The organism is Mycolicibacterium aichiense, assembly GCF_010726245.1.
GTDB lineage: Bacteria > Actinomycetota > Actinomycetes > Mycobacteriales > Mycobacteriaceae > Mycobacterium > Mycobacterium aichiense.
The window spans coordinates 4847174-4863012 of sequence record NZ_AP022561.1; the positions used below are offsets into that span (position 1 = coordinate 4847174).

Sequence of the window (15839 nt, forward strand, 5' to 3'; positions counted from 1 at the left end):
TGGCGTCACTGCGACCGTAGGTTCACTTGTCGGCACCATAGGTCCGATTATGTTAATGAATATTCTCCGTTTCCTTGACGCCACCGCTGGCGGGGTCCTACCGTGACGACAGGTTGGGGAGGTTGACGTCGCGGACTTCGGGCTTCGCGGGGTGATGGATCGAGGTGCGTGAACATCACTCGTGAATTCGTTTCTGATCGTCAAAGTGTAACTAGGTCAGCATATTTGGGATTGGCGATGATGCGGGCACGATGGTGACGGCCGAGAGTTTTCCCTCTGCGGGCGCTGCGGCCAACCCCGAAGCCGTGAACGTTGTCGGCGAATGGACTGTCGGCTATGTGAAGCGACATCCCCTCGCATCACTGACAACCGTGGGTGACCAGTTCGTCCTTGGCGTGAGAACCTTGCAGTACTTATTTGTCGACCTCGTCACCGGCCGCTTTCCGCTGCAGGAATTTGTCCGCCAGGGCGCTTTCATGGCAGGGACAGCTGTGGTTCCGACCGTGCTGGTGGCCTTGCCGGTCGGCGTGACGCTGTCGATCCAGTTCGCCCTGCTCGCCGGGCAGGTCGGCGCCACCTCGCTGGCGGGTGCGGCCAGCGGCCTGGCGGTGATCCGGCAGGCCGCGTCGCTGGTTGCAGCGATCCTGATGGCCGCCGCCGTCGGCTCGGCCATCACCGCCGACCTGGGCTCGCGAACCATGCGCGAAGAGATCGACGCCATGGAAGTGATGGGTGTCTCGGTGATCCGCCGCCTGGTTGTGCCGCGATTCGCCGCCGCGATCATGATCGGCGTCGCCCTCACCGGAGTGGTGTGCTTCGTCGGGTTCCTGGCGAGCTACCTGTTCAACGTCTACTTCCAGAATGGGGCACCCGGCAGCTTCGTGGCCACCTTCGCCTCGTTCACCACCCCGGGCGACATGGTGCTCGCGCTGCTCAAAGCCGTGGTGTTCGGCGCGATCGTCGCCATCGTGTCCAGCCAGAAGGGGCTGTCCACCAAAGGCGGCCCGACCGGGGTGGCCAACTCGGTGAATGCCGCTGTCGTCGAATCGATTCTGATCCTGATGGTCGTCAACGTCGTCATCAGCCAGCTCTACAACATGCTGTTCCCCCGGGTGGGGCTGTGACGTGACGGTATCCACCTACAGTCCGTTCCGGGTCCCGTGGTCCCGATTCTCCCGCATGCTCACCTCGCCGATCCTCCGGCTCGGCCACATGCTGGTGTTCTTTATCCGCGCGGTAGCCGCGGTGCCGATCGTGTTGCGCCACTATCGCGCCGAGTTCGCCCGGCTGCTGTCGGACATCGCGTGGGGCAACGGGTCATTGGTGGTGGGCGGTGGTACCGCGGGAGTCGCGCTGGTTCTCGGCGTGACGGTCGGCGCGATCGTCGGCATCGAGGGCTACAACTTTCTGAACCTGCTGGGGCTGGGACCCGCGACCGGGATCATCTCGTCGTTGGTGAACACCCGCGAGCTCGCGCCGATCGCGGCATCGTTGGCGTTCGCGACCCAGGGTGGTTGCCGCTTCACCGCGCAACTGGGGTCCATGAGGATCGCCGAGGAGATCGACGCCCTGGACTCGCTGGCCATCCGGCCGATCCCCTATCTGGTCACCACCCGACTGATGGCGTCGGTGGTCGCCGTGATCCCGCTCTACGTCTTGTGTTTGGCGGTGAGCTACCTGACCACCCAGATCGTGGTCGAGGTGATCAGCGGCGGATCGAACGGCGCATACATGCATTACTTCACTCTGATGCTGTCCGGCACCGACATCCTGTACTCACTGCTCAAAGCGGTCGTGTTCGTCTGGATCGCCTCGACGATCCAGTGTTACTACGGCTTCTACGCCAGTGGCGGACCCGAGGGTGTCGGCATCGCGGCGGGCCACGCGATGCGCGCAGCCATCACGGTGACGATCGTGGTGAACATGCTGATGACCATGGCGTTGTGGAGCGTCGACGCCGGGGCCAGGTTCGGCGGATAGATGGCGAATTCCTTTGACACCGACGGGCGCGGCCCCACGGACCGTCAGCTGCTCGGCTGCGGTGTCGCTGTCGTGGTGGTCGCCGCGTTAGTGACGACACTGCTGCTGGCGAAGTCGAACGGCAAGCTCGACAACTACGTGCGGGTGGTCGCCGATCTGCTCAACGTCGGTGACGGGCTGCCGCAGAAGTCGGATGTGAAGTATCACGGTGTTCTCGTCGGCGCGGTCGACAGTGTGATCCCAGCGGCCGACGGTCACCCCAACTACGTCCACATTGACCTCAAACCCGAATACGCGGGCTCGATTCCGGCATCGGTGACCGCGCGGGTGGTGCCGTCCAACGTGTTCGCGGTGTCGTCGGTGCAACTGGTCGCCGACGGTGCGGGCCCCGCGATCCGCGCCGGCGAGCACATCCCCGAGGACACCGCGCTGCCGACCGTGCTGTTCCAGACCACGATCAGCAAGCTGCGTGACGTGCTGGCCGCCACCGGCCGCGGACGCGAGGACCGCAGCGTCGGCATCCTGGCTGCCGTCAACGCCGCCACCGAGAACCGGCGAGGCAAGCTGCTCACCGGCGGCGCCCAATTGAATCGGCTTCTGGATCAGCTGAACTCGGTGGTCAGCACCGACGACGGACCCTCGACGATCTCGGCGCTGATCGACGCCACGCACGGGTTGGCCCAGACCGCACCCGACCTTGTCGATGCCCTGCACCAGGCCGTGCAACCCATGCAGGTGCTGGCCGAAAAGCGTTCGGCACTGACCGCGTTGGTGACCGGCGGCACCCACACGCTGGGCACCACGCGCACCGCCCTCGACAATCACATCGACCAGCTGACCGGTATCAGCCACGACCTGACGCCGGTGATGGGCAGCCTCGCGATCAATGCCGGCAAGTTCGTCCCGGCGTTCACCAAGCTGAACGGGTTGTCGCGCAAGTTCTTCGACGAAGTGTGGATGCCGGCGCTGGACACCGGGAACATGCGCGTCAACCTGTCACTGACTCCGAGCTATGACTACACCCGCGCCGATTGCCCCCGATACGGCCAACTGCTGGGCAACAGCTGCTACACCGCGCCGAAGATCGTGGTGCGGCCCGATCTACCCGAAATGCTGCTGCCGCAGAACTACCAGCCGCCCAAGGATCTGGCGCCGCCACCGGGCACCGTCGTCGGGGCAGGTGGCAACCTCGTCGCCGTCGGTCCGCCGCTGATCAATCCGACCCCCAACCTGACCGACCCGAATCCCCCGACGCCGTGGTGGGCGCCGCCGTTTCCGCCGGTGCCCGGCACCGCCGACCCGGACAACGCGCCCCCGCCACCGGCTGCACCTGCGCCGCTACCCGCCGAAGCCGGAGGGTCCTGATGAGATTCCGTGCCCCGCTGATCGGGCTGTCGCTGTTCATGATCGTCGCGGTGACGCTGACCTGGCTGGTGTACGTCACGCTGCGCCGAGACGTGGCCGGCCCCACCACCTCCTACGCCGCGATGTTCACCGACGTGTACGGCCTGCGGGAAGGTGACGACGTCCGAATGGCGGGCGTGCGGGTCGGGCGGGTCCAAAAGATCGAGCTGGCAGGCAAACTAGCCAAGGTGTCGTTCGTCGTGCAGAACGACCAGCCGTTGTTCGGCAACACGGTCGCTTCGGTGACCTACCAGAACATCGTCGGCCAGCGGTACCTCGGGCTGTCACTCGGCACGATCGGCAGCCCCGGACCACTCGCACCGGACGCCACCATTCCGGTCGAACGCACCGACCCGTCGTTCGACGTCGGCACCCTGCTCAACGGTTACGAGCCGCTGTTCAGCGTGCTGAACCCCCGCGACGCCGACAACTTGACGAAGGGCGTGATCCAGTCGCTGCAGGGCGACAACGCCTCGATCGTCAACCTGGTGAACCAAACATCCACGCTGACCGACACATTCGCCGGACGCGATCAGACATTGGGTGACGTCATCACCCAGCTGAACACGGTGATGAGCAACCTCGCCGGGCAGAACACGAGCCTGGACCAGGTGCTGTCCCAGACCAGCAAGGTGGTGTCCGACTTCAACGCGCGACGCCCCGAGCTGATCGACTCGACCGGCGCGCTGGCGCGGGTGATCCGCCAGCTGTCCGCCGTCTCCACTTCAGTAAACCCGGCGCTGAACGAGATGATCACCCGCCAGCCCGGTTTCACCGGCCATCTGGTCGACATCGAACCGCAGCTGGCGTTCACCGGAGCCAACCTGCCGCTGTTGCTCAAGGGCCTGGCTCGCATCACGAACGAGGGCGCCTATGCCAACGCCTACGCGTGCGACCTGAACGGCACCGGCTTCTTCCCCGGCCTCAACGACATCACCCCGATCATCGTCAACGCCGCGACCCCCGGAAACAAGGCGATGTACACCCCGCGGTGCAGGAACATGGCCAATGGCTAGGCGCACGTTGGAAAGCTACAACAAGACCTGGCTCGGTCTGATCGCCGTGGCCGTGGTCACCGTGGTCGTCGGTGCGATGCTGATTGCCAACGCGGCCAACATTTCTCACCGGCATTACACGGCCATGTTTCTCCAGGCTGCCGCGCTGCAGGTGGGCAACCCGATCACGATCGGCGGCATCCAGGTGGGCAAGGTCACCAGCATGAAGCTGGCCGGTGATCACGTGGAGGCCGGCTTGGAGGTGCGCGACGACATCGCGCTCGGCAAGGATTCGAAAGCGGTCATCAAAGTCGCCACCATCCTTGGTTCGCGTTATCTCGCGTTGGAACCCGAGGACGGTGGAAGCCTGCCCGACAACACCTTTGACCTGGCGCACACCGAGGTGCCCTACGATCTGCAGGCCGCCCTGGCCGACGTGACGACCACCTACGAGCAGGTCGACACCGATGCGTTCGCGACGTCACTCGGGGTGCTCGGCAAGCAGATGCAGGGCCTGCCTGCCGTGGTGCCACAGGCCATGCAGAACATCCAGACCTTGTCGACAGTGATCGCCGACCGTCGGGACCAGTTGGGCGCCTTGCTGAAAAGCACCGACATGATCAGCAGCACGCTGGAACGTCAGCACGCCAACATTGCCGCGATGATCACTCAGGGCCAGGAGCTGATCGGCCGGTTCGTGGATCGCAGTGCGACGTTCCACGCGATGATCGCGGCACTGACCGATCTGGTCAACACGATGAGTACCACCGTGGTGGCCAACCGCGGCGAGCTGGACCAGACCATCACGAATCTGCGCCGGCTGTCCGACCTGTTGGCGCAGCATGACGATCTGCTCCGCAGCACCCTGCAGGCCGGGCCGGTGGCGCTACGTGGCTTCGCCAACGCCAGCGGCACCGGCAACGCCGTCGACTTCAACACGCCCAACGGAATCGCCGTCGACTCGTGGATGTGTGCCATCAGCGGGCGCGCCAAGCAGTTCGGCATGATCTCGTACTACAAGGACTGCAAATGAGCGCGCGGTCCAGGCTGCTGGCTCTCGTGACGGTAGCCGTGGTGGTCGTCGCGTCCGCGGTCACCGTGGCGTGGGTGTACTTCCGCTCCACCACCGACCACATCACGCTGAAGGCCCAATTCGACAGCGCCGCCGGGCTTTATATCGACAACACGGTCGCGGTGCTCGGCATGCCGGTCGGCAAGGTCACTGCGATCACGCCGAAGAGCGGCTACGTCGAGGTGCAGTTCACCGTCGACCGCGACGTGCAGATTCCGGCCGATGCGCAGGCGGTGACGATCTCGACGTCGATCCTCACCGACCGGCAGATCGAGCTCACCCCGCCGTACCGCGGCGGTCCGGTGCTCAAGAACAACGACACCATCGGCCTGCCGCGCACGAAGACACCGGTCGAGTTCGCCCGCGTGCTCGGCGTGCTGGACAAGATCTCGACGTCACTCAAGGGCGACGGGAACGGCAACGGTCCGGTGGCCGACGTCGTCAACTCGGGCGCGGCGATCGCCGACGGCAATGGGCAGAAGATCAAGGACGCGCTGGGCCAGCTGTCGAATGCGTTGCGGCTGTCCGCCGACGGGGGCGAACAGACTCGCGATCAGCTGACCACGATCGTACGCAACCTGAGCTCACTGTTGCAGGCCGCCGCCGACAACGACGCCACGCTGCGCGACTTCGGCACCACGGTGCGCCAGCTGAGCCAGATCGTCAACGACGAGAACTTCGGCAGCGGCACCACCGGAAAGACGATGAACACTCTGCTCACCCAGGTCGGGGATTTCCTGGAGAAGAACAGGGACAACATCAAAGCTGTTGTCAACAATGGCAACACGACAGCGAACACCCTCGTCGAACGGCAGCGCGATCTCAAGGAGTTCATCGACGTCGCCCCGCTGACGCTGGACAACATGTACAACGTCGTCGACCAGAACAACGGCGCCGCCCGCGCCCGGGTGCTCACCGACCGGGTGCTGTTCGACACTCAGTACACCAAGGAGATCTGCAACCTGATGGGCCTGCGCCAGTTGGGCTGCAGCACCGGCACATTGCAGGACTTCGGACCGGACTTCGGGCTCTCCTATGTGCTGGACGGCATGGCTGCGATGGGCCAGAAATGAAACGCTGCGTCGCGATTCTGGTGGTGGCGGTCGGTGCCACCGCATGCTCGTCGAACGGCCTGTCCAGCCTCCCGCTGCCTGCGCCGACGGTCGGCAGCGGCGGCTACCGGATCACCGCAGTGTTCTCCAACGCACTGAACCTGCCCGCCAGCGCGAAGGTGAAGCTCGCCGGTGCAGATGTGGGCCAGATGGAATCGATGGTGGCACGCAACTACACCGCGGTCACCACCATCCGGATCATGGACGGAGTGCGGCTACCGCAGGGCAGCACAGCCGAATTGCGCTCGGCCACCCCGCTGGGTGATGTGTTCATCGCGCTCAAGCCCCCACCAGGAGCCTCCCCGGCGACGCCGCTGTTGAAGGACGGCGACACCATCGGCCTGGACAACACCGCGGCCGCGGCCACAGTCGAATCGGTGCTCAGCTCGGCGGCGGTGATGGTCAACGGCGGCGCGGTGCGCAACCTCACCAACATCATCAACGGCATGGGCAAGGCGACCGGAGATCAAGGCCAGGCGTTCGGCGACATCATCGCCAAGACCAACGGCACGCTGGCCAAGCTGACGGCACGTTCCGACCAGATCTCGGATGCGTTGACCGAAACCTCGCGACTGGCCCACGAACTCGACGCCAAGAATCAGGCTTTGACCGAGGTGATGGTGGCTGCCGGCCCGGCGACCGACACGCTGGCCGCCAACGCCGACGCCGTCGCCGACGTCGTCCGGCAGGCCGGTGATACCAGCAAGCAGCTGGAGAAGTTCCCGTCGGTCGCGGGTACCGACACCAGCGGGCGCAGCGTGATCGGCGACGCCAATACCATCGCCCGCTCGTGGAACGACCTGGTGCTGGCACCGGATGCCAATCTGGCTGCCTTGAACCGGCTGATGCCGCCGATCATCAAAGCGACTGCCAGCAATGCGTTTTCGGTGCGGGCCAGCATCGACCGGCTGGTACTCGGATCGATGCCCGATGCCGGCTTCCTCGGCGACCCCGGCTTCCACGGGCCCAAGCGTTATGACTGGGCGCAGATGGTCGGCTCGTTCAAGTACACGCTGTGGCGCTTGCAGCAGCGGGTGGTCGGGTCTGGTCCCGGCGTGCCCCAGGTACCGGTGCTGCCGAGTCCGACCGATCCAGGCCAGGTGATCGTCGCACCCCCTGGTCCTGCCCCGGGACCGCCGCCGTCGGAGCCGCCGCCATGATCTCTTACGCAGCCGACCGGGTCGTACGGGTGGTCGGATTCGGTTATCGGCATCGATTGTGGCTGTCGACAGCGGGTTTGGTGATGACGCTGGTGGTCGGTGCCGCGTACGTGATGCTCGGTGCGTTGCGGGTGTCGCCGTTCGACTCGGCGTACCGGGTGACCATTCAATTGCCGGAATCCGGCGGGCTGCTGCCCAATCAGGACGTCACGCTGCGGGGGGTGGCGATCGGGCGGGTGCAGTCGCTGGCGATCACACCGAACGGGGTCAACGCGGTGGCCACGGTCCGCTCGGACGTACAGATCCCCGCCACGAGCCCGGTTCGGGTGTCGGGGTTGTCCCCGGCCGGTGAGCAATACATCGAATTCGCACCGGATTCCGACGCAGGCCCCTACCTGCACGACGGCAGCGTGATCGCGCAGAGCAACACATCGGTGCCGGTCAGTCTGGCTGACGTCCTTGCCCACGCCGACGGCATGCTGAAGCAGGTCGACCCGGCCAAGCTCGAGCTGATCAAGAAGGAGCTCAGCCTTACCAATCAAGGCCCGCAGAAGCTGGCCGACATCATCGACGGCGGCACGTTCCTGCTCTCCACACTGGATTCGGTTCTGCCGCAGACCACGAGCATTCTGCGCACCAGCCGGATCGTGCTGACGACGGCGGCCGACAAGAACGCCGGGATCGCGACGGCCACCGGCAACCTCGGGCGCACCTTCGTCGGGGTGAACAAGATGGTCGACGGGTATCGGCGGTTGGTCGACCAGACGCCCCAGACTCTGTCGGCCACCGACGCTCTGTTCACCGACAATTCCGACACCATGGTGGGGCTGTTGACCAGCATGGCCACCGCGTCGCAATTGCTGTACGTACGGGTGCCGGCCCTCAACGCACTGTTCCCCGACTACCGCGGGTCCCTGCTCGACGCGTGGAGCACCGTCATGCACGACCATGGCCTGTGGGCGACCGCCGACATCTACCCGCGCTACGCATGTGACTACGGCACGCCGCGGCGCCCCGCATCGTCGGCCGACTACCCCGAGCCGTACCTGTACACCTACTGCCGCGATGACGATCCCGCGGTGCTGATCCGGGGCGCCAAGAACGCGCCGCGACCGGCCGGCGACGACACCGCCGGCCCCCCGCCGGGTGCCGACCTGGGCGCCACCACGGACCCGACACCGAAGGGCCGCTACACCATTCCGACCCCGTACGGCGGCCCGGTGCTGCCGATCGAACCACCGAGTTGAGGAGATTGCTATGACCGCCACCACTGACATCGAACCCGACGTCGATTCCGACGTAGAGGCCACGGTGGCCGAGGATGCCGTAGACGAGGTTGCCTCCGACGAACCTGCCAAGCAGCAGCGCTGGCCGCTGATCCGGCGAGTGTTGCTGGGCGCGTTGATCGTTGCGCTGCTCGGCGGATCCGGCTTCCTGGGCTGGCAGGCGTGGCAGGAACACCGGGTCGAGGTGGCCTCGCGCGACGGGCAAGCGGCGGCCGTGCGGTATGCGCAGGTGTTGACGAGCATCGACTCCAACAACGTCGACCAGAACTTCGCCGACGTCCTCAACGGGGCGACGGGCGAATTCAAGGACATGTACTCGCAATCCAGCGCGCAGTTGCGTCAGCTGCTGCTGGACAACAAGGCCACCGCGCACGGCGTGGTGATCGACTCGGCGGTCAAGTCGGCGACCCCCGACAAGGTGGTCGTATTGATGTTCGTCGACCAGACGGTGGCCAACAAGGCGGCGCCGGATCCGCGGATCGATCGCAGCCGGGTCAAGATGACGATGGAGAAGGTCGACGGAGCCTGGCGGGCAAGCAAAGTCGAACTCCCCTGATGCTGGTTCGGTTGTTCGGCGTTCTCGCTGCGGCCGCGGTTGCGGCGGCTCCGGTGGCCGGTGCGTCGGCACCGGACTTCTGCTCGCGCCTCGGGGCCGACTGGGACGGCGCGTACTGCCACACGTCGGTGTTGTCAGAACGCAAGGCCGTTCGCGATATCAAGGTGGCGGTGCCCGGCGATCTGGTCGACAACCCGGTGACCGGCCCGACCATCCGGGACTACCTCACCCAGTTGGTCAGCAACTGGCGCAACGTCGGTGTGCACATGGTGGCCGATAGCTTCGGTGAGGAGAACTTCCAGATCCTGCAGCGCGGCGACGTGCTCAGCGTGGTGTTCCACGAGGACTACCACGCCGATGGACCCAGATTCAACAACGCTTTTCGCACGTTCACCTGGGACATGGGCCGCGGGGTTCGGCTGGGGCTGGTCGACGTGCTCAAGCCCGGAGTCGACCTTGGGGCGATCGCCACGCTCGGCGCACCCTTCATCCAGGATGCGCTGGACGCGGCACCGCCGCCGCATCAGCCGGGTACGTATCCGCTCGTGGCGGACCGCTGGGGACCGGACAAGGTGTACTCCGGCGGGTACAAGGCGTGGGCTTTGAGCGGTGACGAGCTGATCCTGTACATGCCGGACTATCCGGTCGCCCATGACACACCGCTCGACTACACCCCGGGCACCATGCAGTGGTCGATGGACGGCGGCGCCGTGCAGGCGCACATTCCGTTGTCGGCGCTCAGTTCGGTGCTGCGGCCAGAGTTCGGCGGGGCGTGATCTAGCGTGGAATCCGTGTCAGAAGGCGAACCCGCAGTTCGGCGGCGCCCCAAGGATCGCAAGGCGCAGATAGCGCGGGCGTCGGCCGATGCCTTCGGGTCGCAGGGGTATCACGCCGTCAGCATGGAGGACATCGCCGCGCGGGTCGGGATCACGCCGGCCGCGCTATATCGGCACTCCCCCAGCAAGTACGACCTGTTCCGCGACGCGGTCCTGGGGCTGAGTCAGATGCTCGTCGACGTCACAGCGTTCGCCGACGACACCGCCGACGACAATCCCGCAGAGACGTTGCAGGCGTTGACGTCTGCCCTGGTCGACGCCACGATCGCCAACCGGGCCGCAGGTGGTCTGTACCGCTGGGAAGCGCGGTATCTCAAGGATCCCGACCGCGCGATCCTGGTTCACCAACTCAAGGTGGTGAATGAACGCCTGCAGCTTCCGTTGCTCGCGCTGAGGCCCAAACTGCGCGCGAATCAGGCCTGGACGCTGTCGTCGGCGGCCCTCACGGTGATCGGCAGCATCACGGATCACTCCAATCCGCTTGCCATAGGCGAGATCCGGTCCGTGTTGAACACAATGACGGCCGACGTGCTGGCCGCTGAGCTACCCGCGGGGCGGCGCCGCGCGGTTTCACGGCCGCAGCCTCTGACCGTCGGCGCCGAGGCCGGCTTGTACGAGCATGTGCTGTTCGAATCGGTGCGGTTGTTCTACGAGAACGGGTATCGCAACACGAGCATGGAAGACATCGCGTCGGCGGTGGGCATACAGGCGTCGGGGTTGTACCGGTCGTTCCCGGGCAAGGCGGACATCCTGGCGCTGGCGTATCGGCGTGCGGCCGACCAGCATTCCAGTGACACCGCCGCTGCGCTGTCCCGCACCTCCGATCCGGAGGAGGCGCTGGACGAGGTGATCGACGAGTACCTCGGCCGGGTGATGGAGTGGCCGGATCTGCCGTACGTGTATTACACGGAGCGGCATAATGTTCCGCCTGTGGATCTTCGCGTGCTGGAGACCATTGAGTCGTCCATGATGGACGCGTGGGCACGGTTGGTCACGGTGGCGCGGCCGGAGATGAAGATCGGCGCCGCGCGGTATGCGGTGGGCGCGGCATTGGCGCTGACGGTGGACTTCCGGCGGCTGTTCGCCCGTGAGTCCGGCCCGGAGTCGGTGGCGACGATCCGGCGGCTGATGGAGGTCACGCTGCTGGGCCGGCCGGTTCGGCGGCGGCGCTAGCGGGTGGCGACTGTGGATGGACGTCGTGCTCGAGGCGTGTCGCGCAGGTTTGGCACTCAAAATCGAGACCGACATCTCCCGTTGTCATATCGTCGTCAGCAAACGTAGAGACACCGTGACGGAATATGGGGATCGATGACGGTACGAACGCAGCGCAGCGCCAGCCAGGGGAAGCGGACAGCGTCCCGCTGCGGCCTGGCCACGCTTGCGGTGGGCATCGGGTTGGGCATCGGAACCGTCGGCGGACAAGCTGCGGCCTGGGCTGATACCGGCCACGCCGGACCGTCGTCGACCTCGTCAAGTCAGTCGCAGGCGAGCGGCCCGACGAAGGCGGCCGACGGTCGCGACAGTCATCGTGGCAGTGGCGTTGCGACGGCTCGCCGCTCGGCGATTCAGAAGCCGGATTCTGCTGCAGCGCAACCAAAGTCGACGAAACACTTAAGCGCTTCCGCGGTCACCATTCCGATCAGCGCGCCCACACCGGACCCGGAAGCGTCAGCCAAGCCCACCCGTGCCGTGGCGACCACGGCGAGGAAGACCACGGCGAGCGCTGCGCTCGCGGCGGCGGTCAGCTCGCCGACGACCCCGACTCCGCCGGCACCGCTGTCCCCGATCGCCAAGCTGATCGCACTGCCCGGCCACATCGTCAACACCGTGCTGCAGTCGCTCGACCTCACCGCCGCGGTCGGCGGCCCGCAAAGCCCGCTCGACTTCGCGCCCTTCGACAACCTGATTTTCGCGGTGTTCCGGAGGATCGAGCACGCGGTGGGACTGGACGCGACCCCGACCACGCAACCGATCCCGCCGACGATGACCTACACCGGACCGACGACCGCGCTGACGCCGACCGTCGCGCAATTCCTGAACGCCGCCGCGGCGGAATACGTGCTGGGCGGTGTCCCGGGCGGATTGCGGCCGTTCACCGTCAACGGAGTACCGGTCACGTCCACCAACGTCCTGTCGGGCGAGCGAGCGCAGGTGTGGGTGACCCCGCAGAATCAGATCATCATCGCCTATCAAGGCACCACCGGCGGGACCAACCTGTTGTTCAACCCGCTGATCGCGATCTCGCAGATCGTCACCGACCTGCAGGTCCTCTACACCCACACCACTCCGCGGGCGTTCACCGATGCGCTGGCCTTCGCGCAACGGGTACAGGCCGATGCTGCCCTGCAGGGTTACAGCGCGTCTGACATCTTCGTCACCGGCCACTCGCTGGGCGGCTGGGAGGCCGAATACGTTGCGCAGCAGACGGGTTTGGACGGCATCGGCTTCGAGAGTCCCGGGATCAACACCATCGTCGCGGGTAACGGCGCCGACTCCGGGTTCGTCAACATCGAGACCTATGGTGACCCGGCGGCGTACTTCGCGACCGATCTCCCGGGTCTGCAGCCGTTCATGCCGAGCTATGTGCCCGCCGGCGGGAGCAAGCCGCACTACGGCGCGATCGTGATGATCGGCGACCCGAATGCCGTTGCGCCGCTGTTCAATGCGTCGGCGTTGTATGGCTACGGCCCGATAGGCGATCTGATCTTCATGGTCGACACGCTGGGTAATTTCTTCGAGCATCATCTGCCGGGCATGCAGGCGTACAACCTCGACGTCGACCCGGATCCGACGGTGGTGCCGTGGCTGGGGTTGCCGATGGGTCCCGTGGAGACGGGCTACGGCGCGCTGACCATTTCCCAACTGCTGCAGGCGGCTTCGGATGCCGGGCAGCTGATTGCGCCATAGCGCGAAGGGGGGCCGATGAAGGAGATCATCGCGGCCGTCGTCGGGGTGGTACTGATCGCACTCTTCATCTATCTGTCGCTCAGATACTTCCGGAAAATTGGACGCGGCGAGGCGGACCCCGTGATCAACCCGGGCTGGACCACCGATATGCGGCCGACGACCGGAACCGAATTGCCCCGGCGTGAGGACGACGCCCACTGACTCACCGCGATCCCCGCACGCTCGCCGCTGATTACCAGACGCGGATGTAGTCGATCAGCATGTTGGCCGGGTAGCTGCCGCCGGTGGGATCACCGCCGCCGGAGCCGGCGACCGCGAGGTCGAACACCGGCATCATCGAGTAGCCGGGATCGTTGAACTGCCAGTCCGGAAGTGACCGGGCCGGCACGGTGAAGTAGGGCGCCGCGCCGTCTTTGGAGAAGCTCATACCGGCGTCGTCCCAGACCACGCGCCAGGTGTGCCAGGCGCTATCGACGGAGATCGTCTGGCTGACGTGTTCGCCGCCGTTGAGCTTGGCGTGCACGGCGGTGCCGGGTGCCCACTTGCCGTTGCCGTACCACTCCATGACGTCGACTTCACCGCCGTTGACGGGGCTCTCGTTGGACAGGTAGAAGGCGGGCCAGCAGCCGGGGGTCAGGCAGTCCAGCTTCATCCGGGCTTCCCAGGTGTGGCCGATGCCGCCCTGCCATTTCCCGAAGATCTTGCCGCTGTAGTAGGTGGGGCCGTCCTTGGCCGCGTGGAAAACGAGGTTGGAGTTGCCGTCGAGGTAGACGTTGCGGCGGTCGTCGCGGTACTGGCCGACGTTCTGCGGCAGCTCCCAGAAGGTGGGGTCTTCCATCGATTCGCGGGCCAGGGCGGTGGTCCACTTCGACGGGTCGGGAGCCGAGCCGGCGGGACCGTCGAACTCGTCGTGGAAGATGTAGCTCTGCGGGGCCGGGGCTTGTGGGGCGGATGGGGTCGGTGCGGCGTTGGCCTGTGGGATCTTGGTGGCGGCGACCAGGAGTCCGAGGCCTGTGGTCATGAGCATCTGACGACGATCCATCACCCCATGAAAGCCGTTGCGTGTGGCGAGGTGCAACCTTGCCGTCGGCTGTGTAGCGAACGACCTGCGGTTATGCGGGTCGCGGTCGTACCGTTGGCCCGTGGATAAGTCAGCGGCGATCACGACGGCGCCCCCGCCGGACGCGGTCATGCGGGCCGTCAACCCGCTCATGCGGTATCTGTTGCGCACCCCGCTTGCCGGCGGGCTGCGCAAGCAATTCATGGTGCTCTCGTTCACGGGGCGTAAGACCGGTCGGGAGTTCGTGGTGCCGGTCTCTGCGCATTGGATCGATGGCGATCTGTACGCGTTGATCGGGAGCGTGTGGAAGCTGAACTTCCGCGGCGGCGCAGCGGCGACGGTGCTGTACGACGGGCGCGAGAGGCCGATGCGGGGCGAGCTGATCGAGGATCGGGCGTTGACGGCTGATCTGTTCCATCGGTGCGCGGCCTCGTACGGAGTGAAACGGGCGCAACGAATGATGGGGCTGCAGTTCCGCGATGACCGGATGCCGTCCTTGGCGGAGTTCGCCGAGGCGGTCGAAGTGAATAAATTGGCGGCGATCCGGTTCACAGCCGCTTAGTCGGGTTGCGGGACTTCGGTTTCGGGCGCGGCCTGATGCCCGATCGCGCCGAAGACCGCGACCGCCACGGCGCCGGCGACCGCTCCGACGAATCCGCCGGCGACCACCCAGCCGAGCCCGGGACGGGAGCTGTCGCCGAGGAACGCGACGCCGACGATTCCGGGCACCACCGTCTCGCCGACGACGAGGGCCGCGGTGGCACCGTTCACCGAGCCGAGTTGCAGCGCCACGGTGTGCAGGTAGAAGCCGCCGACTCCGGCAATCGCGACCGTCCACGCGGCAGGGTCGGCCAGCACGACTCCAGGTTGAAACGGCTCAACGCCATCGAGCACCCGCACGCCGATCGCAAGCATGCCGAACAACACGCCGGCGATCAGTCCGGCCATGACGGCGCTGCGTGATCCGAGGATGCGGGTGAGTGCGATCCCGCCGAGCAGGATCAGCACCGACACCGCCAGCACGATCCAGTGGACAAGCCGCTCGGGGTCCACTTCGCCACGCTCCCCGGAGCCGAGACCGAGGACGAACAGCGAGGCGATCACCGCGACGATGGCGATCCAGTCGCGGCTCCGTAACCCGATGCCGAGGACGGCGATTCCGAGTACCGCGGTGACGACGAGGTTGGCGCTGATGATGGTCTGCGACAGGAACAGTGGAATCAGCCGCGCCGAGACCGCGCTGCCGGCGAAACCGACGACGTCCAGGACGATTCCGACGATGAACGCTGCCGTGACGGCGGCGTGCAGGGTGGAGAGCAGGGTCGGCCCGCCGGTGGCGGTGACGTGTCCGGTGGCGCCGCGGTCGCGTGCTGCGGCTGCCGATCGGCGTGCGCCGTAGGCCTGCAGGACTGAGGAGACCCCGTAGCCGAAGCACGCCAGCAGTGCTGCGGCTACACCGATCATCATTGGT

Annotated in this window: 15 protein-coding genes and 1 pseudogene; 14 read left to right on the forward strand and 2 right to left on the reverse strand. The window is 66.0% G+C overall.

The features are described 5' to 3' along the window. Positions 1-251 precede the first annotated feature (251 nt). The 13 genes and pseudogenes from G6N32_RS23425 (at position 252) to G6N32_RS23485 (ending at position 13509) form a co-directional block, all read left to right on the forward strand. On the forward strand, positions 252-1124 hold the full coding sequence (locus G6N32_RS23425) for an MlaE family ABC transporter permease (RefSeq protein WP_115318694.1): 873 nt from the start codon (positions 252-254) through the stop codon (positions 1122-1124). A gap of 1 nt (position 1125) precedes the next feature. After that, positions 1126-1980 (forward strand): ABC transporter permease, encoded by an 855-nt coding sequence (locus G6N32_RS23430; protein ID WP_410432237.1) that lies wholly within the window; start codon positions 1126-1128, stop codon positions 1978-1980. Further along, positions 1981-3318 (forward strand): annotated as a pseudogene (locus G6N32_RS23435) (MlaD family protein); the annotation flags it as partial. 26 nt (positions 3319-3344) lie between these two features. After that, entirely contained in the window at positions 3345-4400 is a 1056-nt protein-coding gene (locus G6N32_RS23440; protein WP_115318692.1) for an MCE family protein, read from the forward strand. Next, on the forward strand, positions 4393-5412 hold the full coding sequence (locus tag G6N32_RS23445; protein ID WP_115318691.1) for an MCE family protein: 1020 nt from the start codon (positions 4393-4395) through the stop codon (positions 5410-5412). Before G6N32_RS23440 ends, G6N32_RS23445 begins: the two co-directional genes overlap by 8 nt. Continuing rightward, positions 5409-6524, forward strand: a complete 1116-nt coding sequence (locus G6N32_RS23450; protein WP_115318690.1) for an MCE family protein — start codon at positions 5409-5411, stop codon at positions 6522-6524. Before G6N32_RS23445 ends, G6N32_RS23450 begins: the two co-directional genes overlap by 4 nt. Continuing rightward, positions 6521-7723 carry an MlaD family protein gene (locus G6N32_RS23455; protein ID WP_115318689.1) on the forward strand — a complete coding sequence of 401 codons (1203 nt, stop codon included), beginning with the start codon at positions 6521-6523 and terminating at the stop codon, positions 7721-7723. Before G6N32_RS23450 ends, G6N32_RS23455 begins: the two co-directional genes overlap by 4 nt. Next, the gene (locus G6N32_RS23460; RefSeq protein ID WP_115318688.1) at positions 7720-8970 is read left to right on the forward strand and encodes an MlaD family protein; all 1251 of its coding nucleotides are present in this window, start codon (positions 7720-7722) and stop codon (positions 8968-8970) included. The genes G6N32_RS23455 and G6N32_RS23460 overlap by 4 nt, the downstream gene beginning before the upstream one ends. A 10-nt stretch (positions 8971-8980) precedes the next feature. Next, a complete protein-coding gene (locus G6N32_RS23465; protein ID WP_232077279.1) occupies positions 8981-9565 on the forward strand; it encodes an Rv1363c family protein in 585 nt (194 codons plus the stop codon). Then, on the forward strand, positions 9565-10341 hold the full coding sequence (locus tag G6N32_RS23470) for a mannan-binding lectin (RefSeq protein ID WP_115318687.1): 777 nt from the start codon (positions 9565-9567) through the stop codon (positions 10339-10341). Before G6N32_RS23465 ends, G6N32_RS23470 begins: the two co-directional genes overlap by 1 nt. A 15-nt stretch (positions 10342-10356) precedes the next feature. Beyond that, positions 10357-11574, forward strand: coding sequence for a TetR/AcrR family transcriptional regulator (locus tag G6N32_RS23475; RefSeq protein ID WP_232077281.1), 1218 nt, complete (start codon positions 10357-10359; stop codon positions 11572-11574). 135 nt (positions 11575-11709) lie between these two features. Further along, positions 11710-13308, forward strand: coding sequence for a hypothetical protein (locus tag G6N32_RS23480; protein WP_115318685.1), 1599 nt, complete (start codon positions 11710-11712; stop codon positions 13306-13308). 15 nt (positions 13309-13323) lie between these two features. After that, positions 13324-13509 (forward strand): hypothetical protein, encoded by a 186-nt coding sequence (locus G6N32_RS23485; RefSeq protein ID WP_115318684.1) that lies wholly within the window; start codon positions 13324-13326, stop codon positions 13507-13509. 31 nt (positions 13510-13540) lie between these two features. Here the strand turns inward: G6N32_RS23485 and G6N32_RS23490 are convergent, their stop codons facing one another. Beyond that, positions 13541-14335 (reverse strand): glycoside hydrolase family 16 protein, encoded by a 795-nt coding sequence (locus G6N32_RS23490; protein ID WP_115318683.1) that lies wholly within the window; start codon positions 14333-14335, stop codon positions 13541-13543. A 163-nt stretch (positions 14336-14498) separates the two neighbouring features. Between G6N32_RS23490 and G6N32_RS23495 the strand changes: the two genes are divergently transcribed. Next, positions 14499-14930, forward strand: coding sequence for a hypothetical protein (locus tag G6N32_RS23495; RefSeq protein ID WP_115319074.1), 432 nt, complete (start codon positions 14499-14501; stop codon positions 14928-14930). On the opposite strand, the gene G6N32_RS23500 is transcribed toward G6N32_RS23495, so the two are convergent. Further along, on the reverse strand, positions 14927-15835 hold the full coding sequence (locus tag G6N32_RS23500) for a hypothetical protein (protein WP_115318682.1): 909 nt from the start codon (positions 15833-15835) through the stop codon (positions 14927-14929). The genes G6N32_RS23495 and G6N32_RS23500 overlap by 4 nt on opposite strands. Positions 15836-15839: the final 4 nt, after the last annotated feature.